This is a genomic window from Micromonospora sp. NPDC005171, from assembly GCF_040608575.1.
Classification (GTDB): domain Bacteria; phylum Actinomycetota; class Actinomycetes; order Mycobacteriales; family Micromonosporaceae; genus Micromonospora.
Genome location: NZ_JBEXIM010000007.1, coordinates 146326 through 171715 on the forward strand (window position 1 = coordinate 146326; position 25390 = coordinate 171715).

A 25390-nucleotide genomic window follows, 5' to 3' on the forward strand; every position below is an offset into this window, starting at 1 on the left:
TTGACCGCCGAGTGATGTCGTGGGTGAGGGCGATTGGACCCGGCCGGCAAGCGCAGGACAGGTCCGGCCTCGATTGTGGACAGCCGAAGACATAGACGGACATCGGGCGGACGGCCACGGTGGGTGATCTGATCATCGCGCCCACGGGACGACGACGGCGACCTCGGTGGCCGGCTGGCCCCGCTGCTCGTACCGCAGATCACGCCGGTGACCAAGTGGGCGAGAGGTGGCGAGTTACGGTCGGTCGGGCGAGCCTGACGATAGTGACGACCGACCGATTGGCAATCGGAAGCCCGACGGGATCGTCAGTGCGCCCGTGGTTCGCCGAGCACCTCGGGCAGATTCCGGGGCGCCCTCGTCGATTCCGCCGTCGGCGGTGACATGGTTTCTGGCGCGGCGTGCGCCGTTGCAGCGGTGTCATTCTTGCGGAGCGGACAGCGGGGCGGCTTTAGGGGCCGGGAGTGCACGGCCGGCACTTCAGTGCCCGATGGGGGAGAATCGAATCATGTTTGTCATCAGGGAGCGGTTCTTCTCGATCGGCGACGACTTCGACGTGCTCGACGAGCACGGCACCAAGGTCTTCCACGTCGACGGCAAGGTGCTCAGCGTCCGCAACAAAGTCCTCATCGAGGACGCCTCCGGCCGTGAGGTCGCCACGCTGCACCGGCACTTGGTGGCGCTGCGTCCTACGTACGAGATCCGGATCGGCGGCGAGAAGGCCGCAGAGGTCCGCAAGAATCTGCTCACGCCGTTCCGCGACAAGTTCACCATCGACGTGCCGGGGCCCGACGACCTGGAGATGAAGGGTGACCTGCTCGACCACGAGTACGTGATCGAACGCGACGGCACCGAGGTGGCTGTGGTCTCCAAGCGGTGGCTGACGATCCGGGACACCTACGCCGTTCAGGTCACCGCTGGCGTCGACCCGCTGCTCATCATCGGCAGCGTCCTCGCGCTCGACCTCGCCATGAACCGCGACAAGAAGAAGAGCGACGAGGACTGACCCCCTGGGCGGCAGCCGCATCGCTCGGGGCCGGGCTCCTGGCTGGGATCTGGTAGTTCGACAAGCCGGCGCCCAGGCTCCCCGACGCCGCTCGCTCACGTTCGGTCGCTGCGCTGCCTGACCTGGTGGCGGCGGTCCGCTGCCACGGTCCTCCATGTGCGGCAATCACATTGTCCCGGAGGGCACGTCCACGCCGGCCGTGCCCTCCGGGACGCCGATTACGGCGTGAGCACGCCGGCGATCAGCGCGCGGTGGTCGGAGGCGTCGTTGCACATCGGGAAGAGGTCGAAACTCTTGCGGACGGAGCCCCGGACCAGGATGTAGTCAAACTTGATGGTCGGCTTCTTGTTGCAGTCCTCTGGGTCGTTGCTGACAGTCAGGTACGAGTTCGGATGCATGTTGCGGAAGCCGGCGGTGGTGAACTGCTGCATCGGCGTGTCTGTCGGGCGCAGGTTGAAGTCACCCATCACGATCGAGTTCGGCCAGTGGCTGGCAAGTCGGATCAGTACGGGAACCTGGCACCACGCGCGTCCCTCGGTGGCCATGTGCGTGTTGAACACCCTCACGTCGACGCCGCCCAGGGTCACCGTCACCGACTGGGCCGCCCGCTCCTCCGGGTCCTGCCCGCATCCCGCCTCCTCATGCGGATAAGGGTGGTTGAGCCAGTCCCGCGGCTGCGCCGAGGACTTGATCATGAATGCCTGGCCGTACGGGCCGATGCAGGAGGCGGCAAAGTTCTGGGCCACGCCGAACCGGGACTCCCAGGAGACGCCGGTGACCTCCTCCAGGTTCGTCTCGATGTCGTACACCTGGTGTTGGCACACCTCCTGCAGACCGACCACATCGGCGAGCAGCACGTTGATGTGCTCCGCCCACTTGTCGGCGCCGGCGTCTATCGCGCCACCGGCGATGTTCCAGGTCATCACAGTGGTCTCGGCCGCCGCGACGGCGGACGGGGTTCTGGGAGGTGACGCCTGCCCGGCGTGGACGGAGGGTGTCGGGCCGAGCGCCGTGAGCCCGGCGACGAGTGCGACAGAGGCCGCTACCCAACGGACTGAGCGCGATCGTTTCATGGAGAATCCTTCCTCGAACCGCTCGTGCCGTCGCACGAGCCGCGAGCAGAGCCCCGCTACCTCCTCGGCGTCGATTCCGACGGGAGACAAGGGACAGCGGTATCGGCAGGATCGGACTGCCGAGGTGCACGTCGAAGCTATCGGGGCGCGGGGTGCAGTGACCCGGATCGAACCTGTACGGAACAGGCCCGAACAAGCGTTGCCGTAGCTTGCAGCGAGAACGACCGATCAGCGGCGAGGGCTCGTCAGCCCGGGCGCGGGCGGGATTGCCGAAGCAGAGCCGCCAGGGCCCTGCGCCGCGAACAGGCGGTAAGCAGGCTGGGCGGGAGCAGCGGCCGCGCTACTGGCTGTGGGGCCGGATGTTGTGGTTGAGGTGGAACACGTTGTGCGGGTCCCAGATCGTCTTGAGTGCGGTGAGCCTGGCGAGCTTGGCGGCCGGGTATGCGCGGCGTACCCCACCTTGCCCCTCGTCGGCGGCGAGCGAGTTGACGTAGACGCCGTCGGCGTACGGGTCGAGCGCGGCTCCGGCACTGCGAGTCGCTGCCATCCGAAGGTCGTCTTCGGATGGCTCGGTCCAGCGGGAGCCGGCGCCGAACTCGAACATGGTGCCGCGGTGGCTGAACGCCGCGTCGGCATCCGCGACGTCGGCGATGGCGCCGCCGTGGGCCTGCAGGCCCACGCCGGCCAGGTCGGTGCCGTTGTGCAGGTCCGACGCGCCGCGCAGCAGGAACGCCTCGATCGCGGCGGTGGGGAACTGCCGCAGGTAGTGCGCACTGGAGTACCGGCGGTAGGCGTGACCGCCGACGGTGTCGTCGCGTTGCTGCAGTTCCAGATATGAGGGGGTGGTGATCCGCTCGGCGACCGGGCGCCCGAGCGCGCGCATCGCCGGCAGCAACCGGTGACCCTGTGCCGGGTCGCCGACCCATACGAAGCCGACGGTGGCGATCGGACCCCCGGCCGTGCTGTTGACGTCGGCGGTGAAGGTCGCCTGCCGCGGCGCGACGGCGTTGAGGTCCCGCCAGCCTTCGAGAACCGGTACGGCGTCCTCGGCGCGAAAGTCGAACTCGGCGACCAGGGTCTGCGTTCCGGTGTGGTGCAGTTGGAAGTCGAAGTCGGTGACGATGCCGAAGTTGCCACCCCCGCCGCGCAGGCCCCAGTAGAGGTCGGGGTTCTCGGTTCGGCTCGCGGCCACCACTTCCCCGTCCGCGGTGACCATAGTGTAGGAGACGACGTTGTCGCAGGCCAAACCGTGTTGGCGGGCGAGCCAGCCCATGCCGCCGCCGAGGGTCAGGCCGCCGACCCCGGTGTGCGAGACGTTACCCGCGGTCGTGGCGAGGCCGTATGGCTGCGACGCCCGGTCGAGTGCGCCGAGCAGCGCGCCGCCCTGGACCCGGGCGCGTCGCCGGATCGGGTCCACCCGAACGCCGTTCAACGGGGTCAGGTCGATCATCAGGCCGTTCGCGGGGACGGCGTGACCGGCCACGTTGTGCCCGCCGCAGCGCACCCCGATCTCCAGGTCGAGTTCGCGGGCCAGGCGCACCGCGGTCACCACGTCGGTGACGCTCGCGGCCTGCACGATCATCCGCGGGCGCCGGTCGATCATGGCGTTCCAGACCGTGCGGGCCGCGTCGTAAGCGGGACTACCCGGCGTGAGGACGCGGCCGTCGAAGCGGGGACTGGTCGTTGTCATACGTCTGAGCCTGACGGAAATCGGTACACCCGGTAAGGTCCGATTCCATGGGCCGAAGCAGGACCAATTCGAGCACAGCGGAGGACCTGCTCATCCATGTCGACCGGTCCGCAAGCGAACCGCTGCACCGGCAGATAGCCGCCTCGATCCGGGGCAGCATCCGGGCCGGCCGGTTGCGTCTCGGAACCTCCCTGCCGCCCACCCGCACCATCGCCGCCGACCTGGGCGTCTCACGCGGCGTCGTGGTCGAGGCCTACCAGCAACTCGTCGCCGAGGGCTACCTCACCAGCCGGGCGGGCGGCTACACCCAGGTGGCGGTCGAGCCTGTTCCGCCCGCGGCGGCTCGGCGCGGCGGGGACCGGCCGGCGGCCCGGATCGACTTCGGGTACGGCCGCACCGACGTGTCGTCATTTCCCCGCGCCGCCTGGCTGCGTTCGGTGCGAACAGTCCTCACCACCACGCCGAACGAACGCTTCTCCTACCTCGACGGACGAGGCGTACCCGAACTGCACGCAGCCCTGACCGACTACCTCAACCGCGTTCGCGGCGCATCGGCCCGCCCGGAGAACGTCGTGATCTGCAATGGCTACGGCCAAGGAATCGCGCTGATACTCCAGGTGCTCGCAGCGCGTGGCGCCCGCAGGTTGGCCGTCGAGGACCCCTCCGCGGACGACGACGCCCGCCTCGTCGCGGAAGCCGTCGGCCTGGACGTGATCGGCGTCCCGGTCGGGCCCGACGGCATTCTCGTCGAGAAGCTCCAACAGACCGACGCGGACGCCGTCGTGCTGACGCCCTCGCACCAGTGGCCCACCGGCGGCGTCCTGTCGGCCACCGCGCGGGCGCAGGTCATCGGCTGGGCGCAGCGTCGCGGCGCCGTGGTGATCGAGGACGACTACGACGCGGAGTACCGCTACGACCGCTCGCCCGTCGGCGCCATGCAGGGTCTGGCACCCGACACCGTCGTCTACTGCGGCACAGCGAGCAAGACCCTGGCGCCAGGGCTGCGCCTCGGGTGGCTGCTCGCACCGTCACACCTGGTCGACGAAATCACGGCGGCCAAGGTACGGGCCGACCGCGGCTCTCCCGTCATCGACCAACTCACCTTCGCCGACTTCCTCACCCGCGGCGAATTCGACCGGCACCTACGGCGCATGCGCCCGGTCTACCGCCGCCGCCGCGACGCACTCCTGGCCGCGCTGCGCGCACGGTTACCCGAACTGGAACCGGTCGGCGTCGCGGCGGGCCAACACGTCGTAACCTGGCTCCCGTACGACCTCGACGAGGCCCCGGTCGTGGCCGCCGCCGCCCGGCGCGGACTGGTCGTGCAAGGCGTCACCCGGTACCGACTGAGCCCCACCGGGCCCGGCGGGTTGATCTTTGGCTACGCCACCCTCACCGAACGCTCCATCACCGACGGAGTGGAAGCCCTTGCCGAGGCGGTCGCAGAGGTCCGTGCGCAAGTCTGCCGGAAAGCGCTCGCCACCGAAGGTGGCGTTGGCGCGGTCGGGGGTTCCTGAGCGCGCCGCGACAGCCCCACGGCGTCGGCGATCCACACCGCTCAAGAGTTCGGAATGCGCGGACATTGTGGTGGAGGCCGACTCAGCATTCCCGCCGACGGATCGACGTTTCACCTGGCCGGCGAGCGCGGCGTTACCGCTCGAGACGGAGCCGGCCGGCTATACGGTCCACCGCCTGCTTCGCCTCGATCAGGCTCGTGCCAGTCTGCTTGCGGTAGGCCCGAACAGCCTCAATCGTCCGTCCGCCCTCCAGGTGCCGGACTACTTCTGCCTCCACTGGCGCGGTGATGCCGAGGTGATCCATCACCAGATCGAGCTTCCGCTGGATGGCCGCGAGCTGGGTCGCCGAGCTGCGCCTCTCCTGAAACCAGGCTCCGGCCGCAGCCCCGACCGACCCGACTGTGGCGATAACGAGCAATGTTGCTTCCCACGGACCCATCAGCACATCTAATCAGCGGTGCACAACCAGGGCATTCCGCGCTCCTGACGGCGGGCGCTCCTCCGCCGCATGACAGGTAGTCGGAGGCCTCGAACGCGACGGTTCAGGCCTCCTCCCAGCGCCCGGCGTCTGCTCCCCACCCGGACGGCGCTGCCCGACGGACGTCATCTCGGCTCGCCAGCTGCAGATCGGCCGCTCGGGCTTTCACGACTGGGACATCAAATTCGAACTCCACGTTCGACCCGTCGGCAAACGAGACCGTTACGTGAGTGTTGGGACCTGCCGGGTGGTTGTCCATCCATTGCACGTGGACGACCTCCGCCGTCAGGGATCCGTCCGGACGCACCAACGCGAATCCCTCGAGGTCACCCTGAGCGACATCCGGATGGAGCCGTCGACGCAGCTCCGCAAGCTGCTGCTCTCGCCAGCGCCGTCGCGCGTCGGTGTTCGCCATGGAGTGCATTCTCCCCGGCAGTGGCCGCCGAATCGGGACGACTCGAGCGGCGGCACGTCAGGCCGGGTCTTCGCCAGCACATCGGCGACTCCGTCGTGAGAGGCCGCTACATGCTCCTGCGGTCACTCGGACGCATCAACGGCAGATAGCCGGTGGGACGTCGGGTTCGCAGACAGGGCGGCCGAAATCCGAACTTGTCAGGTTCATCTGCTGCCAATGTTGCGTGGTGCCGGTTGGACGGGTACTGGGCGACCGGCGGCCAAGGAAACCCCGTACGCTGGGTTGGTGATCGACTTTCGCGCGGCGGTTGAAGCACGCGATCCCGATGCCATGATGGCGGCCCTGGCCGACGATGTGGTTTTTCGCAGCCCGGTGGCGTTCAAACCCTACCCGGGCAAGGCAATCACCGCGGCGATCCTGCGCGCCGTGCTACGGGTGTTCGAGGACTTCCGGTACGTCCGTGAGTTGAGCGGTGACGGCGATCGCGAACATGCGCTGGTATTCGAGGCGCGGATCGGCGACGCCGCCGTCGAAGGTTGCGACTTCCTGCACCTGGACGAGAGCGGCCTGATCGATGAGTTCACGGTCATGATTCGCCCGCTGTCCGCCGCGCAGGCCCTGGCCGCCGCGATGGCCGCCCAGTTCGAGCAGATCCAGCGTGAGGCCACCGCCGGCTAGCACGTCCACAGCTGAGCTGGACCTGCGTGAGCCCGAAAATGGCGCGAAGCGTCGTCGGCTGCGAGGCAATGGGTCTCGGACACGCATGCAGCTCTGCCACCCTTTCGGGTGGTGTCGGCGGAGTGAGCAGTGCGGTCAAGGCGGCAACCCGGTAACGAACCGACGGTCGGCTGACGCAGGCGTGGTCAGCGGTTGTTCGCCGAGTGGGCCGCCTACCACTGGGCGGGGTGGCACCCTGAGTTCCGTGGACTGGGCAGGGAGTCGGGGGAAGCTGGCATCGGGATCACAGTGAACGGCCTCTGATGCGTACCGCGTTGATCGTAGTAGCCGCGCTGGCGGCGGCGGTGGTCGTGGACCTGGTGTCCGGCATGCTCGTCCGCCGTGTGGCCCGTGGCCATTACACGTGGCTTCTAGAGCCGCTGCGGCATGCCTGCCGCCGCCCTGCGGCGGCGGTCCTGCTGGTCGGGGCGCTGTATTTCGCGCTGCCGTTGGGACCGGCCGGGTGGCAGCGTCATCTGCGGCACGTCGTCCTGGTGGTCCTGGTCGTGTCCGGGGCATGGTTAGTGATCAAGGCGCTGCATGTCGCCGAGGCGGTCGCGTTCAGTCGGCTACCGGGTGACGCGGTCGCCAGCCGGCGGGTCCGGCGGGCCCGCACCCAGATCCGCCCCGTGCGGCGGCTCACCGTCGCCGTGGTCACGATTGTCGCGATCGGCCTGATCCTGATCACCTTCCGGCCGGTACGCCTCTTCGGCGTCTCCGTGCTGACGTCGGCGGGAGTGGTCGGCGCGTTGATCGGCCTGTCGGCCCGTACCGCGCTCGGCAACGCGTTCGCCGGTGTCCAGGTCGCTTTCGCCGACGGTCTGCACGTCGGCGACGTGCTGGTGGTGGACGGTGAATGGGGCCGGGTTGAGGAGGTGAAGCTGACCAACGTGGTGATCCGGCTCTGGGACGAGCGGATGCTCATCCTGCCGACCACGTACTTCACTGAGCGGCCGTTTCAGAACTGGACCCGGAACGAGTCCAGGGTCGTCGGCAAGGTGCAGATTCATGTCGACCACACCACCGACGTGGATGATCTGCGCCGGGAGGCTCGCCGGCTGGTCGAGTCCTCACCGCTGTGGGACCGCGACCAGTGGGTGCTCCAAATGGTCGACGCCACCCCCCAGACGGTGGTCATCCAGGTGCAGGCCTCGGCCGCCGACGGCGCCAGCGCCTGGGACCTGCGCTGCGACCTGCGTGAGGGACTGGTTAGCTACCTGCGTGACCATCATCCCCAGTGGCTGCCCCGCACCCGCGGTCAGTATCAGCCCTGACCGGCGGGTCCGACGGCCCGCCCGCGCCGATGATTGTCCTTCTAGCCGCAGATCGCGGTGGAAGTAGCCGTCTTCCGCCGTGAGGGCGCGCCTGGAGGGTTCCCCGCGACCTGTGCGGGGCACGCGTCGACTACCTGCCGGCGTGGGGCTGCCTCTCTTTTTCGTCCCGCCAGCCGCCGGGTTCAGGATGGTATCCGTACGCGGCAGCACGAACCGTTTCCTCGTTCTCCAGCCCGGAGCCGATCGCGCCCCCCACGGTGGCCAGCGAACTGGTGATCCAGGCGAGCGTCAAATAGTCGCTGAAACTGGTCGGCCGCTGCAAGGTCTGCTCCAGCACGGATGTGTCGATCAGCAGCGCCCCGGCGAGCACCGTTCCCACGAGCAGCACCACGTAGGACACCGCCGTGGCCAGCGTGAGGGTGAGGACCGTACCCAGGTTGAACAGCCGAGCCAAATCAGCCGATGTCTCACGGTCTGGTTTCTCCCACAGGTCGTGCGCGACGATCAGCCAGGCCACCAACGCGGTCAGCCCGAGCAGCATGATCACGGTGAGCCGCAGTCCGCCGAGTGCATCGCCTATCTGCCAGATGGTGTCCGTGGTGAGCGCGAACGCGGCCGTGCCGAACGCGCCGACCAGCAGCTTGGACAGGCCGAGCAGGGCGCGCCCCGGGCGGTTGGCGCGGACCATGCCGGTCAACAGCCGGGCGCTCTGCGGCTCGCACGAACCTCGGGGGCGCCGGTCCGCGGAAGCTGGAGTGTTCGGTCAATCCAGGTAGCGCAGGACCGCGAGGACGCGACGGTTGTCTGCCTCGCAGGCGGGGAGGCCCAGCTTGTCGAAGATGCTGGTGACGTGTTTTTCCACGGTTCCGCCGGTTACCAGGAGCGCGCCGGCGATGCCTGCGTTCGACCGCCCCTCTGCCATGAGCGCGAGCACGTGGCGTTCACGTGCGGTGAGTGTCGCTACGCCGTCAGCGCGGCGGCTGGAGCGCAGTAGTCGGCCGACGATCTCAGGGTCGAGCGCCGTGCCGCCGGTGGCGACCCGCTCCAGCGCGTCGGCGAACTCGGCGACGTCGGCCACCCGCTCCTTGAGCAGGTATCCGGCGCCTGCCGCGTTGCCCTCCAGCAGCCGGGACGTGTACCTGGTCTCGATGTACTGGGACAGCACCAGCACACCGGTGCGGGGATGCTGGCGGCGGATCTCGAGCGCGGCACGTATTCCCTCGTCGGTGTGCGTTGGCGGCATCCGGATGTCGGCCACCACCACGTCGGGCTGATGCTCGGCCACCGCGGCCAGCAGGCCGTCGCCGTCGCCCACGGCAGCGCACACCTGATGGCCGCGGTCCTCGATCAGCCGAGTGAGCCCCGCCCGGAACAGAGCCGCATCCTCGGCGATGACGACCCGCGCATTCATGCGCGTAACGGTAGCTCGACGGTGATCTTCGTTGGGCCGCCAGGTGGGCTCCTGATGGTGAGCCGGCCATCCACCACGGCGACCCGGGAAGTGAGCCCGGATAGGCCGCTGCCCCGGCCCGAGTCGGCACCGCCCGTGCCGTCGTCGGTGACGCTGAGCAGCAGTACGTCCCGATGTTCGACAACCTGGACGGCGATCGTGTTGGCGAGGCTGTGTTTGGCCGCGTTGGCCAGCAGTTCGGCGGCGCAGAAGTACGCGATGGTCTCGATCGCCGGGGCGGGCCGGACCGGGAGGTCGACCCGCAGCTCGACCGGGATCGCGCTGTCGGCGGCCAACGAGGCGAGGGCGTCCGCCAGCCCGTTGTCGAGCATCGGTGGGTGGATCCCGCGGACCAGGCCGCGCAGCTCGCCGAGCGCGTCCTTGGCACCCCGGATGGCGGTGTCGACCAGCTCGCGGGCAGCCGCGGCGTCGGGAACCTCGCCGTCGCTGCCGAGCTTCTCCCGGGCCATGCCGAGGTTCATGGCCAACGTGGCCAGCCGGATCTGCGCGCCGTCGTGCAGGTTCCGCTCGAGCCGCCGCAGCATGGCGGCGGAGTCGTCAACGGCCAGCGCCCGACTCAGCTCCAAGTCGTGGACCCGCTGCGCCAGCCGCCCAGGCCCGAGCAAGCCCCGGATCAACCAGGCATCGACTGACGTGACAGCCCTGGTGACCCACGGGGCGGCCAGCAGCATCGCCGCTCCCGCCGCTGCGGCGGCGAACGTGTCGGGGAAGGTCGCGACGCGGAACGTGCCCTCGCCGAACAACCCGAACGGCGTGAACACCGGCACTGGACTCAGTTGGACCCCCGGCGGATGGTTGCGAAACGCCCCCCACAAGAGCGGGTAACCCAGGTTGACCAGCCCGCCGACCCAGAAGAACACGGCGTACAGCTCGATCAGGCCGACCGGCAGCTTGGCCAACTGGTAGGCCATCACCCGCCAGCCGGCCCCGTCCCGGGGGCCCGGGCCGGACCAGGCCCGACCGCCGGGCCGCCGCCGCGCCGGCGGCGGCGGCGCCCCGACTCGCATCCCGAGCAGCCGGGTCGCGAGCAGGCGCTGCAGTGAGCCGAGCCTCCGGGCCGCCGGTGTCGACACCAGCAGTACGAGCAGCAGTCCCTGGCAGCCGCAGGCGATGGCCATCTCGCCCACCGACGGATTACCTCGCCCGCCGTCGGCCACGAACCAGATGATGTCCACGGTGAGAACGAAGAGCACCAGCGGATTGATGAGGATGAACGGCAGTCCGGCCAGGCAGAATGACAGCTCGCGAAGCTGTCGCCGGGTGAACGGCGCCACGACCGCCGCACGGGCCACCGCCCACAAACTCCTGCCCCGACCCTGGCCGCCGGACGATGCGTCTGCTGTCGGTGGCGTCACCGGAGGGCCCATGCCGGCCATTGTCCTACCCGCTCCGGCCTGCCTTCTGCTCACGCATCCCTGCCTCCCGGCCCGGCTGGGTTCAGCTCGCGGGTCCCCATCGCTGAGCCCGTAGGTGGCGGGCTGGCTGGCTGCGCGTGGAGCGGTCTGGGGGAAAACCCCCAGCAAAAGACGGCTGTCAGCCGGGTCCCGCCTGGGCGATGGCCTGCCTAGCGTGGTCTTCCGTAAACACCAAGGACGGAATTGTTCAAGGAGACCGAATGAAACGTGTGCTCCGGTCCATGACGATCGCGACGACAGTGCTGGCAGTGATTGCCGCCCCGGGTGCTGCCACTGCCGCGCCACAAGAGGCGGATCGCGTCGAACTGCAGCGTCGGCTGAACGATGTCGTAGCCGCCGGCACGGTGGGTGCGCTGGCGGAGGTGCGTGACCCGCATGGCATCTGGCGGGGCGCCAGCGGTGTCGCCGAACTGGAGACCACGAGGGCGGTCCCGGTTGACGGCCGCGTCCGGGTGGGCAGCATCACGAAGACGTTCGTCGCTACCGTCGTCCTGCAGCTCGTCGGCGAGGGTCGGCTGCGGCTTGGCGATACGGTCGAATCGTGGCTGCCCGGAGTCGTTCCCGACGGTCACCGCATTACCGTGCGCCAACTGCTCAACCACACCAGCGGGTTGTTCGATTACGTCCAGACACTGCCGATGCCGCCTGAGCCTGAGTTCCTGAGCAACCGATGGCGGACCTGGACTCCGGCCGAACTCATTGAGCGGGCGGTGTCCAACCCGCCGACGTCCGACCAGCCGGGTGTGGCCTACGCGTACTCGAACACCAACTATCTTCTGCTCGGCCAGATCATCGAGAAGGTGACCGGTCAGCCATACGGCAAGGAGATCGAACGCCGGATCACACAGCCGTTGCGGTTGCGCGAGACCGCAGTGCCAGGGACGTCGTCGCAGATTCGCGGACCGCATCCACACGGCTACGTGCCGACACAGCAGGACGGCGAGATGGAGCTTCTCGACTACACGCGGATGAATCCGTCAGTGTTCGGCGCAGCTGGCGAGATGATCTCTACAACCACGGATCTCAACAGGTTCTTTGCCGCACTGCTGGGCGGGCGTCTTCTCCCGCATCGCCTCCTCACCGAGATGAAGACACCGGGTGTCGAGGGCGGTAGCTACGGACTCGGGTTGGCCTGGCGAGACACCACGTGCGGAATCCGGGTGTACGGCAACGACGGCGGCACCCTGGCGTACCAATCCTGGTCGTTCTCTACCGAGGACCGGCACCGCCAGGTCACGATCGCGCTCACGCCCAACTTCCGAGGTGAGTACGCCGTCGTCTTCGCCGCGGTCGACGCGCTCATGACCGAGGCCCTCTGCGCCTGACCGGCCAACATCTCTCGACGAGACGACTCCCCGGGTCGGTGCGCGCGGGCAGCCAGGCGTTGTTGCCTGACGACCCGGGGAACCGGGCCAGCACGACCCCGGCCCCGCGAGCAGGCGCTCGGGCAGCTCCGGAGGGTCGATGTCCCGGACCTCGACCTCGGTGAAGGCTCAGGTCCGGGGACACATGCTTCTGTCAGCCTCGGTAGTCGTTCTGGTGGATGCCACCCTGCGGGGGCGCGCCGTACGAGCCCGGGAACCCGCCGCCGACCGGCCCGGTGTGCAGTACCGCGGTCGGGGCGTCGACCATGCCCCCGCCGGTGGGCGGCAACAGCTGGGTCGTCGAGGGGCCACCCGCCTCCGCCACCGCGTCCGGTGTGTTTCTCCGACGCATCACGAGCAGTGTGAGCGCGGCTAGGCCCGCAGCGACCAGCACGCCGCCCAGGAGAAAGAACGGCGACGAACCGCTTTCCTCGTCGCTGACGGTTTTGAGGTTGGGCGCCGCAGCCTCGGGGGTGCCGTCGCCCGCTGCGGCGAGAGGGCTTGCCTCCGCCTCGGGCGACGGCGATGCCTTGGTGGGCGCTGCCACCGCAGAGAGGGTCAGCCGCACTGTCGCGACGTCACCGGCGCTGCCCCGTACGGTCGTGCGAGCGGTCCGGTATCCGTCCTTGGCCGCGCTGACAGTGATGGTTCCCGCGGCGATCGTCTTGCTGGCGCTCGACGTGATCGAGAACTGGCCGCTGGGGCTGCTGGTTGCCCGGTAGGCATGCCCGGCGCTGTCCCGGACGGTCAGGTCCACGCCGCCGATTGCCTTTCCGCCGGCGTCGCGGACCCGGCCGGATACCCCTTTCACACCGGCTGGCGGCTTGTCCCCGCCGGACGACGACGCACCCGGGCCGTGGACGTAGACCATCTTGAAGTCATAGCTGTTCTGCCCGCCGAGCCGTACGCCGATCGAGATGTTGAGGCCGGTGATCTCACCCGGGCGAGCGTCGGGGGCGACGAGCGTCGCGTCGAAGGTTTGGCTCCGGCCAGGTCCGAGGTTCGGCTCTGCCCGGCATCCGGAGGTGCATCGCAAGCCGCCGCCGACCACCACGATGGCTGTTTCGGCTTTGCTTCCGTTGTTGGTGACGCGGAACTGCACGCGAACCGTCTCGTTGGGTTTCACGTTCTCCGCCGACACGCTCAGGATGCGGACGGTCTCCGGGGCGGCCGTCGCGGGTGCCGCCGACACCGCGAGCGTCCCCCCGGCCAGCGTGATCATTGCGGCCGCACGGGTCCATCGGACACTTGAGCGGGTCGTCACTTCCCACCACCTTCTCTTCTCCGAGGGTAGGCACCACCGGTCGGTGGCGCCGCGGGCCACTATGCCGTGCCTGGGACGAGTTGCGCGACCCGCCTCCGACGGCTGGCCGCACGACACGATCGTGGCGCCGCACGCTGCCGCCCGGTGGTGACGCACGGTGACGTACCACTGCCGCCAAGAGGTCTCGACGTGCGCTTTGTCACACCCTGGCCGAGGACCGTTGCTGTCGCGGACGGCTGGGCTTTCGCCGGGGCGCACCGGCCGACCGTCCGAGGTGGCCGGCCGCACGCCACGGGGGAGCGCGGCAGCCCTTCGCCCGGACCTCAGGCAGCACGGCGTCGAGGTCGCCCGGCGCGGGCCCGACGCACCCTTGCCCAAATCATCTTAGCCATTAAGATAACCGCATGGGCATATCGACGGACTTCTCGGTGGCAATCGCCGGCGCCGGCCTCTCCGGCCTCTGCCTCGCCCAGTACCTGATGCGCGCCGGCATCGACGTGCACGTCTACGAGCGGGACCCGGGCCCCTTCGTCCGGCGCCAGGGCTACCGGATCATCCTCGACCGGTACGGGCTGGATGCGTTGCGCGAGAGCCTGCCCCGCTCGCTGTACAACCTGGCGCTGACCACCGGCGACGAGCCCGGCGGTCAGCTGCGCTTCACCGACAGCCGGCTGCGGGACGCATTCACCATCACCTTCAAGGACGAGCCGCACGCGACCCGTCAGGTCGACCGGCTGACCCTGCGGTCGATCCTTCAGTCCGGGCTGAATGGGCGCATCCACTACGGCAAGGAAGCCGTCGCGGTGGACACCACCGAGGACCCGACACTGCTGCGGCTGCGGTTCTCCGACGGCGGGGCCGCCGCGGCAAGCGTCGTCGTGGGCGCGGACGGCGTCGGATCGGCGCTGCGCGCGCAGCTCATGCCGGACGCGGACCCGGCGAACACTCCGATGGCGGGCATCTACGGCCGGTCGCCCCTGCGGCGCAACGGCGAGAGTGTCATCCCGGAAGCGCTGCGTACCAGCGGGGTCCTGGCCATCGCCGACCGGCCGGGCCGCGCCTTCTTCTTCACGTCGATGCGGTTCGGCGAGAGCCCGCCGGAGGCGTTCGCGCGCCTGGCCCCGGGCAGCTATGCGCCCAGCGGCTACGACTACGTCATGTGGGGTCTCCTGCTCCGGCAGGAGGAGGTGCCCGTCGGCGTCCGCGGGGACCTGCTGGCGCTGTGGAGACTGGCCTCCCGGATGAGTGCTGACTTCCACCCGGTCATCCGGCGGCTGGTCGGCACGGCCGAGTTGGACGCGACGGTGCTCAACCTCTTCGCCACCGGCCGTCGCCCGCGCCGGTGGGCGGTGCCCCGGGCGACGATGATGGGCGACGCTGTGCACGTCATGCCGCCGTTCGGCGCTCACGGCGGCAACACCGCGCTCCGCGACGCCGCCCTGCTCGGCCACAGGCTGGTCGAGGCCCGGGCCACTGGCGCGCCGGTGGAGGAGGCGATCGCCCGCTACCAGGACGAGATGCTGCCCTACGCCTTCCGCGCCGTCGACACCGCCGCCGGGCTGATGCGCCGCCTGACCGGGGGCGCGGCCGCACCGCACTGGGTGCTGACCCGCGTGTTACCTCGGCTGCACCGGGTGACCGTACCGGAGGCATGATTGCCGCCATGTCCCACGAGCCGGCCCGTGCGTCCGCGATCGCTGACCTCATGCGCGCCGGGCGGGAGACGTCGCGGCTGTCCATGGTGTTCCGGTACGCCATCGCGGAGCGGCTCGGCCTCACCGTCAGCGACCTGGAGTGCCTGGATTACCTGGCGGACGTCGGGTCCGCCACCGCGGGGCAGGTCGCCGAGCGAACCAATCTCACCACCGGGGCGGTGACCAGCATGCTCCGCCGGCTCCAGCAGGCAGGCTACGTGACGACCGAGCGCGATCCGGCGGACCGGCGGCGGGTGATCGTCACCCTGCGGCCGGAGCGGATCGCCGAGTTGGAGCGACCGTACGAGCGGTTCGCCGAGCGGGCGGAGCGGCTCATCGAGGGCTACAGCGTCGACGAGCTCACGCTGCTGGTCCGGCACTTCGAGCGCATGCAGGCGATGTACCTCGCCGAGTTGGACCACCTCGTCAGCGGCGACACTGCGCAGCGGTCCGCCTGAGGCGGCGTCGCCTGACCGGCCGCGCCACCGGGTGACCCTGGCCGCTCCCGCCGTATCGGTGCGGCTAGCGAAAGGCGGCGAAACGTCGGCATTGGCGCGTGATGAACGACGGCTATCCCGGACGGGGATCCTGCGTCGATCATTGCCGGGGAGATAGATGCGAATCACTCTCACCTCCTGGCGGAACGCCCGGGCGCCGAGGGGGAGACGTCGGCACCGGAAGCCGGGCGTGACCGAACGGCCCGACTCCGCGTCCCCGGAGGATCGCCATGCCCCGTCCCGCTCTCCGTAACCGGCTCGCGGCGCTCACCGCCGCCGTCCTGACCGCGAGCGTCCTGACGGTGACCCCGCCGTCGCCGGCGCTGGCCGCCAACACGTTCGCCGCCAACGACTACTGCCTCGGCCAGTGCGCCGACATCCTGCCCCCTGGGCAGAACGGCAACGCCACACTCGTCGCCATCCTGGCGCACCAGACGCTCGGCACCCGCCCGGCGCACTCCAGCGACCAACTCGACGAGTACGCGAACCTGGTCTACAACTACGCCGGGCTGACCGACGAACAGATTGCCCACTTCTACAACGACGCCTCGTTCGGCGTCCCGGCCGCGCAGGTCGAGAGCACCGTCTCGCCGCGCGCGGACGTCACCATCGTGCGGGACAAGGCGACCGGCGTCCCGCACATCACCGGCACCACCCGCGCCGGCACCATGTTCGGCGCCGGCTACGCCGGTGCGCAGGACCGGCTCTGGGTGATGGACCTGCTGCGGCACGTCGGCCGCGGCAACGTCACCTCGTTCGCCGGCGGTGCCCCCGGCAACCGGGAGTTGGAGCAGAGCGTCTGGGCCAACTCGCCCTACACCGAGGCGGACCTCCAGGCTCAGGTGGACGCGCTGCGCACCAAGGGCGCCCGGGGTCAGCAGCTCTACACCGACGTGGTCGACTACATCGCCGGCATCAACGCGTACATCGACACGTCGATCGCCGACGACAACTACCCGGGCGAGTACGTGCTCGCCGGTGCCGGCAAGCCGAAGCACTTCACCATGACCGACCTGATCGCCACCGCCGGTGTGATCGGCGGGCTGTTCGGCGGGGGAGGCGGCAGCGAGATCCAGTCCGCGCTGGTCCGGGTGGCCGCCCGGGCCAAGTACGGCGCCACAGAGGGCGACCGGGTGTGGGCGGCGTTCCGGTCGCAGAACGACCCGGAGACCGTGCTCACCCTGCACGACGGGCAGAGCTTCCCGTACGGGGCGACGCCGCCGGGCGCGACCAGCGCGGTGCTCCCCGACGCCGGCTCGGTGGTCGCCGAGCCGCTCGCTTACGACGCCAGCGGCGGGGCCGCCGCCCGCACCGGTACCAGCACCGCCACCCAGGAGCTGATCGGCGGCCTGTCCAACCTGCGCGCGCACGGCATGTCCAACGCGGTGGTGGTCTCCGGGCGGCACACCGCCACCGGCAACCCGGTCGCCGTGTTCGGCCCGCAGACCGGCTACTTCGCGCCGCAGCTGCTGATGCTCCAGGAGTTGCAGGGGCCGGGCATCAGCGCGCGCGGCGCCGCGTTCGCCGGGCTGAACCTCTACGTGCTGCTCGGTCGGGGCCAGGACTACGCGTGGAGCGCGACCTCCGCCTCCCAGGACCTCACCGACACGTACGCGGTGCCGCTGTGCACCACCGACGGCAGCGCGCCCACGCTGCGGTCCAACCGCTACCTCTACCACGGGCAGTGCGTCGCCATGGAGGCGTTGGAGCAGCGCAACTCCTGGTCGCCGACGCTGGCCGACTCCACCCCGGCCGGCTCCTACACCCTGCGCGCGCTGCGCACCAAGTACGGGCTGGTGTCCTACCGGGGGCTGGTGAACGGGCAGCCGACCGCGTTCACGAAGCTGCGATCCACCTACCGGCACGAGGCCGACTCGGCGATCGGCTTCCAGGCATACAACGACCCGTCGGCGATGGGCAGCGCGGCGGCGTTCCAGGAGTCCGCGGCCAGCGTCGGGTACGCGTTCAACTGGTTCTACGTCAACTCGACCGAGGCGGCGTACTACAACTCCGGCTCCAATCCGGTGCGGCCGGCCACCGCCGACCCGAATCTGCCCACCAAGGCCGAACCGGCGTACGAGTGGGTCGGCTGGAACCCGGACACCAACGACGCCACGTACGCCCCGCCCTCGGCGCACCCGCAGTCGGTCAACCAGGACTACTACGTGAGCTGGAACAACAAGCAGGCGCGGGACTTCGGGGCGGCCGACGGCAACTTCAGCTTCGGCTCCGTACACCGGGGTCAGCTGCTCGACGGCCCGGTGCGCGCCGCGATCGCCCAGCGCAAGCTCGGCCGCGCCGACGTCGTCAAGATCATGGCGGACGCGGCGGTGACCGACCTGCGCGGCCAGCAGGTTCTCGGCGACCTGCTGCGGGTGCTGGACAGCGCGCCGGTCACCGATCCGGCGCTGGCCGACGCGGTGGGCAAGCTGCGGGCCTGGCAGCAGGCCGGCGCCCGGCGGGTGGAGACCGTTCCCGGCTCGAAGGTCTACCAGCACGCCGACGCCATCCGGATCTTCGACGCGTGGTGGCCGCTGCTGGCCTCGGCGCAGTTCCGCAGTGGCCTCGGGCCGGACCTCTACGCCGCGCTGGTCGACGCCATCGAGGTGAACGAGGCCCCGTCCGGCGGCCAGAACGGCGGGCGCGACGGCGCCGCGAGCTGGGCGTTGCAGGGGCAGGCGCACAAGGGCTCGTCGTTCCAGTACGGCTGGTGGGGCTACGTCGACAAGGACCTGCGCACCGTCCTCGGCGACCCCGTCGCGGGCGGCCTCGGCCGCGCGTACTGCGGCGACGGCAACCTCGGTGGGTGCCGGCAGGCCCTGCTCGACACGCTCGGCCAGGCCGCCGCGGTGCCGGCCACCACTGTCTACCCCGGGGACAAGTCCTGCGGGGCCGGCGACCAGTGGTGTGCCGACTCGATCGCCCAGTCCGGGCTCGGCGGCATCACCCACCCGCTGATCGCCTGGCAGAACCGCCCCACCTACCAGCAGGTCGTCTCGTTCCCGGCGCGGCGCGGCGACGACGTCACCAACCTTGCGCAGGGTCGTCCGACCACCGCGTCGAGCACCCAGTTCCTGACCAGCCACACGCCGGACAAGGCGGTCGACGGCAGCCTCGGCAGCCGGTGGGCCAGCAGCTACAACGACAACCAGTGGCTCCGGGTCGACCTCGGAGCGGCCCGCACTGTGAGCCGGGCGGTGCTGCGCTGGGAATCCGCCTACGGCACCTCGTACCGGATCGAGGTCTCCGGCGACGGCAACTCCTGGACGCCGGTGTTCGCCACCACCACCGGCAACGGCGGCGTCGACAACGCCACCTTCGCCCCGGTCACGGCCCGCTACGTGCGGGTGTACGGAGTCAAGCGGGCCACCTCGTACGGGTTCTCGCTCTACGAATTCGAGCTGTACGGGAAGTGATCTCACCCGGAGGGGCCGGCGGGGTATCACTCGCCGGCCCCTCCGGGCGTGTGCAGCCTCTCCCAGGACAGCGCCGGGTATCACCTCATACGGGCGGCGCCGTCATGGGCATGGCACCCTCGGCGAGCTTGAGCCGCGTCCAAATGTTCATGTTGATGACGATGGCCACGATCTCCAGGATCTCGTCCTCAGTGAAGTGCGCAGCCACCCTGTCGTGTGCCTCCTGAAGTCGGGTGTTGACGGTGGCGTCGGCGGCCCGGGTCAACGCCTCGGCATAGGCCAGGGCGGCTTGCTCCTCGTCGGTGAACAGGCGCGTCTCCCACCACGCGGTGAGGGTCTCGACCTTGGACGGCGGGATGCCGGCGGCGCGGGCGGCAGCGTGGTGCACCAGCAGGCAGTAGCTGCAATTGTTGATCTGCGCGACGCGTAATCGCAGGAGCTGGGCCAGCGCCTGGTCCACCTGGAGTGTGGCGGTATGGCCGAAAGCTTCGGCCCCGGCATTTGCCAGAGCCATGAGTTTTTCGTTTGTGGCGTTCAGTCGGACGTTCTGAATCCTGGTATCCAAGAGGTGACCTCCTGTAGGTGACAACGACAGCACCGGTGGTGGGGACGTCCACATCGGTGCAGCAGACCCGGGGAGCCATCGCACGGTCTCGGTCGCACCTCTGCTGCCGTGTGTGCGCCTCGCGGGCCGATCACACCTCACGTACGGGTCGCCTGTGTGTCGCGGCCGAGGCGGGCACGGGCTCGAGCCATATGAATGGCCGCGGTCAAGGCCGTGATGTCGTAGGCGCCGTAGTGGCGGCGGCCGTTGATGAAGAACGTCGGGGTGCCGGACACTCCGCTGTTGTCGGCGGAGTCGATGTCGCTGTCGATGCGGCCGGCGTGCGCCTGGCTTGTCAGATCGTCGTGGAACCGTCTCTGATCCAGACCGAGGTCGCCGGCATATCCGATCAGAGCAGCGATGTCCAACTCGTCCTGGTGGCCGAGCAACAGGTCATGCATCTGCCAGAATTTGCCCTGGGCGGCAGCTGCCTCGGCGGCCTCGGCTGCTAGTCGGGCTTGCGGATGCACGTCTGACAGAGGCAGGTGACGCCACACGAAACGCAGGTCGGCGTCGCCCAGCAGTTCTCGGACGACTGGTTCGGCCGTCCCACAGTACGGGCACTGGAAGTCGCCGTACTGCACCAGCGTTACCGACGCACCGGCTGGGCCGCGGACGTGGTCCTGCTTCTCGTCTACCGCTGGGGTGAGATCGATCAGGTCCGTCATGTCGCCGAAGAGCGCCCGGATGCGTTTGTCCTGCGGCAACGCGTTGGTGACGCGGAACGTGATCCAGGTCAGTGCCGAGGATACGACCGCGGCACCGAGCACCCCGACTTTGGCCTCGGCCAGTTGGTTACCGGTGAAGGCCAGGCTGGCGACCAACAGTGACACCGTGAAGCTGACACCGGCGATCGTGCCGCTGCCGAGCACGCCCGCCCAGCCCACGGCCGGACGGATGCGTCCGTGTGAGAGCCAGGTGAGCCCGGCCGAGGTGCCGATCACGGCGAGCGGCTTGCCGACTACATACCCGAGCAGCACGCCCCAGGTGACAGGCGACGCGAACGCCTGGGCCAGGAACGGACCGTCGATGCTGATGCCGGCGTTGGCCAGGCCGAACAGCGGCACGATGACGAAGCTGGACCATGGGTGGTAGATGCGCTGTAGGCGATCGTTGGGCGACAACGTGTTCGTCAGGCCGATCGACGCCGTACGCGCGAGCGTGGGCGTCGGCTGCTCACGGAACGACCGGAACAGCCCGCTGACCTTCTCGAGCTCAGTGCGGCCGGGAGAGTAGGCAAAGGCGGTCAATCCGATGGCCAGCCCGGCCACCACAGGGTCGACTCCGCTGACCAGCAGCGCGCCCCACATCACCACGGCGACCGGTACGTAGGCCCAACCCCGTCGGACGCCGCCTGCGCGGATGGCCAACATGACCGCGAATGCCGCCACAGCCACCACGATGGGCATCACGGTGATGTCGTCGCTGTAGACCAGGGCGATCACGATGAGTGCGATCACGTCGTCGACCACGAACACGGTGAGCAGGAAGATCCGGACCTGGTCGGGCACACCCCGACCGAGCAGTGCCAGCAGACCCAACGCGAGGGCGGTGTCGGTTGACATGGCCACGCCCCAACCGTGCGCGCCCGGCCCGCCGCGGTTGACGGCCAGGAAGATCAGTACCGGGATCAGCATGCCAATCAGGCCGGCCACGCAGGGCAGCACGAAACGTCGCCGGTCGCGGAGGTCGCCAAGGTCGAACTCGCGCCGCGCCTCAAGGCCGATGACAAGGAAGAACAGCGTCATCAAGCCGCTGTTGATCCAGGTGTGCAGGTCGCGGGAGAGTTCGAGGTGCCCGAGACGCACTGACAACTGGGTGCGCCAGACGGATTCGTAAGAGCCGAGGTCGATGTTGGCCCAGAGCAGTGCGGCGACGATGGCGGCCACGAGCACGCCGGCGCTGCCGGACTCGATTCGCAAGAATGCTCGCAGCGGTGACGCTAGGTTCCGCTTCCAGATCGTTCGGCCGGTCTTGGTTTCGGTCACACGTCACCTTCCGACGCGCCGGCGGGGCCTGCACGGATAGCTGGATCACGTGCCGCGATGGGGCACCCGACCCCTCCGTTCAGCACTGATCGGGCCGCCCCAGGGGTGGTCGGCTGCGGGGAGAGCTACGAGGCTCGCCGATGAGCTGTAGGACGGCGGGGGACATATCAGTGAGTTGATCGTCAGGACGACCACGAACATGATCGACGCGATGGTGAATCCGGCGACATCCACGAGGGGATTCGCCTGCGGCGGTAGCCGTCGCTGACGGGCTCTGGGCCGCCGGCGCGGGCCAAGGCCAAGACCCGCGCGCATGCACGGCCCCCGCGTCGCGTTCAAGCTCTCGCCGTGGCCGAAACACTGTCGCCGCCTGGGGCCCAACGGCAACCGCCCGCTGCGCGGCTGTGCGCCGAACAGCGGGCGGCCTGTCCTCAGCGCGGCCCGACGAACTCGGTCCTCACGCTCCAGGCGAACTGAATCAGCAGGGTCACCGGGGACCTGTCGGCAATCTCGTGCATCACCTTCAGGTCGTCGGGGTCAGGTTCCTCGCTCAGCGTGATCGTGCGCTTCAGGTAACGCTCTGCGCCTTCCTGCTCGGGTTCGTGGTAGTCGATCTCGACGGTGATATCGCCGGCGGTGTCGTACTTGTAGTCGACGTACTGCCGCAGCGTTTGAGCAGTGCACGACGCGAGCGCCATCAACAGATACTCCGTCGGCGTCGGGCCTTCACCGAGTGCGCCGTTGTGTGGTTCATCGGCGACGAACGTGAAGCCGCGGGTCGTCATGTCCGTGCGCCGGCGCTCAGTGGCCGGAAGGACAACTCGGGCCGATGCGACGACATGATCGTGATCAATTTCCATCAGCCGCGCCTTCCTGTAGATCCAGTGATGAGGTCCAGGGATACGGACCCAGCAGCAGCCGAGCCGCAGTCTGAGCGAGGGCTGTGGCCAGGCGGGTCACCCCATGGCCGGGTGCCTCCGAAGATTAGCCTTGACGGACTAGATAGTCCAAACAGCTGTCACCGACGAGGGCCGTTCGCCCAGGTTGACCTGCGAGAGCGGTGGATCAAGCTGCACTGATGGGCAGCTAGGGTCCCTATGTCCGTACCGAAACCCGATCTGCCCCGAGACCGATAATGGACCAATTAGTCCTTCGCTGTGCACCGGCTGGGAGATCGATGCGTGATGTCGAACAGCATCGGTCGATCAGTTGGGCGCCGCGATCGGCACTGGTACGCGTGCCAGGTAGGGGTAGACGGGTGACGGCAGCCAGGTTGGCCAAGATCTTCTGGGTCTTGAGGGTGGTGTCGGGTGAAGAGGGCTCGCCGGAAGGGGTCGGCGTCGCCGCCGGGTCGGGACATCGCATCGTGGTTCGACTGTGGCCCCCTGGGGCGCCTCGCTCTCACGATCTCGTCCTCATCGACTCCGGGCTGCTCGCACCCCGTCGTGCACGACCAATGGGTCGAATTAGCGGGTCGGCTCACCGGCCGGCTGCACGAGGAACGATCGGATGTGTTCCAGCGCCATGTCCAGAGCGACTTCCATGGGTGCGACGTCGTGCGCGGCGTTCGCCAGCAGGTAGCCACCTTGCAGAGCGGCCATCAACCCCGTGGCCAACTTCTCCGGGTCGGCATCCTGGCGCAGCAGGCCGCTGTCCCGCATCCGGTGCAGACCATCACTGATCAGCTTTTCCCATGCTGCGAACGTCTCCGACAGAGACGATCGAGCCTGCTCATCTTGATCGGACAGCTCGAGAGCCATCGACCCGAGGCCGCACCCGTATTTACCGTTGTTCAGGGAGTTGGCCTGGACGAGCGCGTTACGCCACCGGATCAGCCCTGAGAACGATCTCAGTCGTTCGAGCCCTGCACGCTCACGCTGAAGCACGAGCGCGCCTCGATAGTTGACCAAGGCGCGCACGAGTTCCTGCTTGTCGGCGAAGTGGTGGTAGAGCTGAGACTTGCTCGTCTGGCTTGCCTCGCGGATGTCGTCAAGGGTCGTCGCGTTCACTCCGCGCACGAGCATCAGCCGGTTCGCTGCCTCGAGAATCCGCTCTCGGGTCGCGATGCCCCGTTGGCTGATCCTCCGCCTATTCGTCGGCGCAGCCACCTGCTCGTCGCTCATCTGTCAAGTGTATCCAGCGCACCAGATAATTGAGGCGGATTGGGACCTTGGAGTCCATCCGGTGTCATGTCGCATTCACCTGACGGGAAGGGCAAACGCGCGCGACGGTGGGCCGGGTACGTGGTGTGCCAGATGGCCAGATCATCTTTAGTGAGAGATTGTCTGGACTATTTGGTCCCATTCCTAACGCCTGTCTAGCGCTGGTGCGCCACGCGTCGTGAGCGGCCTCCGTAGGGCACGCACCCATCCGGCCGACTCCTTGTCCGGGCCGACCACCTCGGCCGGGACCGACGCGCGGGCCCGGGGCCCGCGCGTCGGAGGTGTCAGACCGTCGCCCGCTTCGGAAGCTTCCACCCGGGGCGGGGGAAGTGGCAGGTGTATCCGTCGGGGTAGCTCTGCAGGTAGTTCTGGTGCTCAGGCTCGGCCTCCCAGAAGTCGCCTGCCGCGGTGACCTCGGTGACGACCTTGCCGGGCCACAGGCCTGAGGCGTCGACGTCGGCGATCGTGTCCTCGGCGACCCGCTTCTGCTCGTCGCTGCTGTAGAAGATCGCCGAGCGGTAGCTGGTGCCGATGTCGTTGCCCTGGCGGTTCTTTGTCGAAGGGTCGTGGATCTGGAAGAAGAACTCGAGCAGCGCGCGGAAGTCGGTCTTGTCGGTGTCGTAGACGACCTCGATGGACTCCGCGTGTGTGCCGTGGTTGCGGTAGGTGGCGTTCGGGACGTCGCCGCCGCTGTAGCCGACGCGCGTGGACACGACGCCCGGCTGGCGGCGGAACAACTCCTCCATGCCCCAGAAGCAGCCGCCCGCGAGGATTGCCCTTTCGGTGGTCATGTCATCTCCTTGCCTGTCGTCGTGCCGGTGTTGGTGTCACTCGTGAACAGGGTGCGGTATTCGCCGTACCCTGCGTTCTCCAGGTCGTCGAGGTGGATGAACCGCAGCGACGCCGAGTTGATGCAGTAGCGCAGTCCGCCCTTCTCCGGGGGGCCGTCGTTGAAGATGTGGCCGAGGTGGCTGTCCCCGTGCAGCGAGCGGGCCTCGGTCCGGATCATTCCGTGACTGGAGTCTCCGCGCTCGACGACGCTCGTCTTGGCGATTGGCTTGGTGAAGCTCGGCCAGCCGGAGTTGCTGTCGTACTTGTCGACCGATGCGAACAGCGGCTCACCGGACACGACATCGACGTAGATGCCGGGCTCATGGTTGTCCCAGTAGGCGTTGGCGAACGGTCGCTCGGTGCCGTCCTGCTGGGTCACGCGGTACTGCTCCGGGTTGAGCCCCGAAACGGCCTCCGGGTTCTTGCGGTACTGGGTCTGCTGGCGCACAGCTCTCCCCTCACGGCCTTGCGACGCATAGCTGCGGAGCCAGGTAGGGCGCACCTGGACACGCGAGTA

Annotated in this window: 22 protein-coding genes; 8 read left to right on the plus strand and 14 right to left on the minus strand. The window is 68.8% G+C overall.

The window, feature by feature from the left end; genetic code table 11:
* Window positions 1–505 precede the first annotated feature (505 nt).
* Window positions 506–1003 carry an LURP-one-related family protein gene (locus ABZU74_RS13145; protein ID WP_355422269.1) on the plus strand — a complete coding sequence of 166 codons (498 nt, stop codon included), beginning with the start codon at window positions 506–508 and terminating at the stop codon, window positions 1001–1003.
* Window positions 1004–1221: 218 nt separating this feature from the next.
* On the opposite strand, the gene ABZU74_RS13150 is transcribed toward ABZU74_RS13145, so the two are convergent.
* Both ABZU74_RS13150 and ABZU74_RS13155 read right to left on the minus strand, forming a co-directional pair.
* Complete coding sequence (locus tag ABZU74_RS13150; protein WP_355422272.1) at window positions 1222–2076, minus strand: endonuclease/exonuclease/phosphatase family protein; 855 nt, start codon at window positions 2074–2076, stop codon at window positions 1222–1224.
* Between the two features lie 340 nt (window positions 2077–2416).
* Window positions 2417–3766 carry an FAD-binding oxidoreductase gene (locus ABZU74_RS13155; RefSeq protein ID WP_355422275.1) on the minus strand — a complete coding sequence of 450 codons (1350 nt, stop codon included), beginning with the start codon at window positions 3764–3766 and terminating at the stop codon, window positions 2417–2419.
* 47 nt (window positions 3767–3813) lie between these two features.
* Here ABZU74_RS13155 and ABZU74_RS13160 point away from each other — a divergent pair, with 47 nt between their 5' ends.
* Entirely contained in the window at window positions 3814–5283 is a 1470-nt protein-coding gene (locus ABZU74_RS13160; RefSeq protein WP_355422278.1) for a PLP-dependent aminotransferase family protein, read from the plus strand.
* 133 nt (window positions 5284–5416) lie between these two features.
* On the opposite strand, the gene ABZU74_RS13165 is transcribed toward ABZU74_RS13160, so the two are convergent.
* Both ABZU74_RS13165 and ABZU74_RS13170 read right to left on the minus strand, forming a co-directional pair.
* Complete coding sequence (locus ABZU74_RS13165; RefSeq protein ID WP_355422280.1) at window positions 5417–5722, minus strand: hypothetical protein; 306 nt, start codon at window positions 5720–5722, stop codon at window positions 5417–5419.
* 103 nt (window positions 5723–5825) lie between these two features.
* Window positions 5826–6176: a hypothetical protein gene (locus tag ABZU74_RS13170; protein ID WP_355422283.1), complete on the minus strand. Its 351-nt coding sequence runs from the start codon at window positions 6174–6176 to the stop codon at window positions 5826–5828.
* Window positions 6177–6461: 285 nt separating this feature from the next.
* Here ABZU74_RS13170 and ABZU74_RS13175 point away from each other — a divergent pair, with 285 nt between their 5' ends.
* Window positions 6462–6854, plus strand: a complete 393-nt coding sequence (locus ABZU74_RS13175; protein ID WP_355422286.1) for a nuclear transport factor 2 family protein — start codon at window positions 6462–6464, stop codon at window positions 6852–6854.
* Between the two features lie 302 nt (window positions 6855–7156).
* On the plus strand, window positions 7157–8167 hold the full coding sequence (locus tag ABZU74_RS13180) for a mechanosensitive ion channel domain-containing protein (protein WP_355422289.1): 1011 nt from the start codon (window positions 7157–7159) through the stop codon (window positions 8165–8167).
* Window positions 8168–8297: 130 nt separating this feature from the next.
* Here the strand turns inward: ABZU74_RS13180 and ABZU74_RS13185 are convergent, their stop codons facing one another.
* The 3 genes from ABZU74_RS13185 to ABZU74_RS13195 all read right to left on the minus strand — a co-directional run bounded on the left by ABZU74_RS13185 (window position 8298) and on the right by ABZU74_RS13195 (window position 10930).
* On the minus strand, window positions 8298–8864 hold the full coding sequence (locus ABZU74_RS13185; protein ID WP_355422292.1) for a hypothetical protein: 567 nt from the start codon (window positions 8862–8864) through the stop codon (window positions 8298–8300).
* Between the two features lie 66 nt (window positions 8865–8930).
* Window positions 8931–9578, minus strand: a complete 648-nt coding sequence (locus tag ABZU74_RS13190) for a response regulator transcription factor (RefSeq protein WP_355422295.1) — start codon at window positions 9576–9578, stop codon at window positions 8931–8933.
* Window positions 9575–10930, minus strand: a complete 1356-nt coding sequence (locus ABZU74_RS13195) for a sensor domain-containing protein (protein ID WP_355422298.1) — start codon at window positions 10928–10930, stop codon at window positions 9575–9577. The genes ABZU74_RS13190 and ABZU74_RS13195 overlap by 4 nt, the downstream gene beginning before the upstream one ends.
* Before the next feature lie 344 nt (window positions 10931–11274).
* Between ABZU74_RS13195 and ABZU74_RS13200 the strand changes: the two genes are divergently transcribed.
* On the plus strand, window positions 11275–12378 hold the full coding sequence (locus ABZU74_RS13200) for a serine hydrolase domain-containing protein (protein WP_355422301.1): 1104 nt from the start codon (window positions 11275–11277) through the stop codon (window positions 12376–12378).
* A 193-nt stretch (window positions 12379–12571) separates the two neighbouring features.
* Here the strand turns inward: ABZU74_RS13200 and ABZU74_RS13205 are convergent, their stop codons facing one another.
* On the minus strand, window positions 12572–13681 hold the full coding sequence (locus ABZU74_RS13205) for a carboxypeptidase-like regulatory domain-containing protein (RefSeq protein ID WP_355422304.1): 1110 nt from the start codon (window positions 13679–13681) through the stop codon (window positions 12572–12574).
* Between the two features lie 404 nt (window positions 13682–14085).
* On the opposite strand from ABZU74_RS13205, the gene ABZU74_RS13210 reads away from it, so the two are divergent.
* From ABZU74_RS13210 to ABZU74_RS13220, 3 genes are all read left to right on the plus strand, one after another.
* Entirely contained in the window at window positions 14086–15336 is a 1251-nt protein-coding gene (locus ABZU74_RS13210) for an NAD(P)/FAD-dependent oxidoreductase (RefSeq protein ID WP_355422307.1), read from the plus strand.
* Window positions 15337–15344: 8 nt separating this feature from the next.
* Complete coding sequence (locus tag ABZU74_RS13215; RefSeq protein ID WP_355422310.1) at window positions 15345–15833, plus strand: MarR family transcriptional regulator; 489 nt, start codon at window positions 15345–15347, stop codon at window positions 15831–15833.
* 269 nt (window positions 15834–16102) lie between these two features.
* Complete coding sequence (locus ABZU74_RS13220) at window positions 16103–19288, plus strand: penicillin acylase family protein (protein ID WP_355422313.1); 3186 nt, start codon at window positions 16103–16105, stop codon at window positions 19286–19288.
* 85 nt (window positions 19289–19373) lie between these two features.
* Here the strand turns inward: ABZU74_RS13220 and ABZU74_RS13225 are convergent, their stop codons facing one another.
* The 6 genes from ABZU74_RS13225 to msrB form a co-directional block, all read right to left on the minus strand.
* Window positions 19374–19853, minus strand: coding sequence for a carboxymuconolactone decarboxylase family protein (locus tag ABZU74_RS13225; protein WP_355422316.1), 480 nt, complete (start codon window positions 19851–19853; stop codon window positions 19374–19376).
* Between the two features lie 137 nt (window positions 19854–19990).
* Window positions 19991–21814, minus strand: coding sequence for a Na+/H+ antiporter NhaA (gene nhaA, locus ABZU74_RS13230; protein WP_355422319.1), 1824 nt, complete (start codon window positions 21812–21814; stop codon window positions 19991–19993).
* A 497-nt stretch (window positions 21815–22311) separates the two neighbouring features.
* Complete coding sequence (locus tag ABZU74_RS13235) at window positions 22312–22740, minus strand: OsmC family protein (RefSeq protein ID WP_355422322.1); 429 nt, start codon at window positions 22738–22740, stop codon at window positions 22312–22314.
* Window positions 22741–23346: 606 nt separating this feature from the next.
* Window positions 23347–24003 carry a TetR/AcrR family transcriptional regulator gene (locus ABZU74_RS13240; RefSeq protein WP_355422325.1) on the minus strand — a complete coding sequence of 219 codons (657 nt, stop codon included), beginning with the start codon at window positions 24001–24003 and terminating at the stop codon, window positions 23347–23349.
* Window positions 24004–24326: 323 nt separating this feature from the next.
* Window positions 24327–24833 (minus strand): peptide-methionine (S)-S-oxide reductase MsrA, encoded by a 507-nt coding sequence (gene msrA, locus ABZU74_RS13245; RefSeq protein ID WP_355422328.1) that lies wholly within the window; start codon window positions 24831–24833, stop codon window positions 24327–24329.
* The gene (msrB, locus tag ABZU74_RS13250) at window positions 24830–25321 is read right to left on the minus strand and encodes a peptide-methionine (R)-S-oxide reductase MsrB (RefSeq protein WP_355422331.1); all 492 of its coding nucleotides are present in this window, start codon (window positions 25319–25321) and stop codon (window positions 24830–24832) included. The genes msrA and msrB overlap by 4 nt, the downstream gene beginning before the upstream one ends.
* Window positions 25322–25390 lie beyond the last annotated feature (69 nt).

What these genes read in the sequence shown, in the direction of transcription:
- ABZU74_RS13145 (WP_355422269.1), top strand. Translation starts at nt 506, where the DNA reads ATGTTTGTCATCAGGGAGCGGTTCTTCTCGATCGGCGACGACTTCGAC.
- ABZU74_RS13150 (WP_355422272.1), bottom strand. Translation starts at nt 2,076, where the DNA reads ATGAAACGATCGCGCTCAGTCCGTTGGGTAGCGGCCTCTGTCGCACTC.
- ABZU74_RS13155 (WP_355422275.1), bottom strand. Translation starts at nt 3,766, where the DNA reads ATGACAACGACCAGTCCCCGCTTCGACGGCCGCGTCCTCACGCCGGGT.
- ABZU74_RS13160 (WP_355422278.1), top strand. Translation starts at nt 3,814, where the DNA reads ATGGGCCGAAGCAGGACCAATTCGAGCACAGCGGAGGACCTGCTCATC.
- ABZU74_RS13165 (WP_355422280.1), bottom strand. Translation starts at nt 5,722, where the DNA reads ATGGGTCCGTGGGAAGCAACATTGCTCGTTATCGCCACAGTCGGGTCG.
- ABZU74_RS13170 (WP_355422283.1), bottom strand. Translation starts at nt 6,176, where the DNA reads ATGGCGAACACCGACGCGCGACGGCGCTGGCGAGAGCAGCAGCTTGCG.
- ABZU74_RS13180 (WP_355422289.1), top strand. Translation starts at nt 7,157, where the DNA reads ATGCGTACCGCGTTGATCGTAGTAGCCGCGCTGGCGGCGGCGGTGGTC.
- ABZU74_RS13190 (WP_355422295.1), bottom strand. Translation starts at nt 9,578, where the DNA reads ATGAATGCGCGGGTCGTCATCGCCGAGGATGCGGCTCTGTTCCGGGCG.
- ABZU74_RS13200 (WP_355422301.1), top strand. Translation starts at nt 11,275, where the DNA reads ATGACGATCGCGACGACAGTGCTGGCAGTGATTGCCGCCCCGGGTGCT.
- ABZU74_RS13210 (WP_355422307.1), top strand. Translation starts at nt 14,086, where the DNA reads ATGGGCATATCGACGGACTTCTCGGTGGCAATCGCCGGCGCCGGCCTC.
- ABZU74_RS13215 (WP_355422310.1), top strand. Translation starts at nt 15,345, where the DNA reads ATGTCCCACGAGCCGGCCCGTGCGTCCGCGATCGCTGACCTCATGCGC.
- ABZU74_RS13220 (WP_355422313.1), top strand. Translation starts at nt 16,103, where the DNA reads ATGCCCCGTCCCGCTCTCCGTAACCGGCTCGCGGCGCTCACCGCCGCC.
- ABZU74_RS13235 (WP_355422322.1), bottom strand. Translation starts at nt 22,740, where the DNA reads ATGGAAATTGATCACGATCATGTCGTCGCATCGGCCCGAGTTGTCCTT.
- ABZU74_RS13240 (WP_355422325.1), bottom strand. Translation starts at nt 24,003, where the DNA reads ATGAGCGACGAGCAGGTGGCTGCGCCGACGAATAGGCGGAGGATCAGC.
- msrA (WP_355422328.1), bottom strand. Translation starts at nt 24,833, where the DNA reads ATGACCACCGAAAGGGCAATCCTCGCGGGCGGCTGCTTCTGGGGCATG.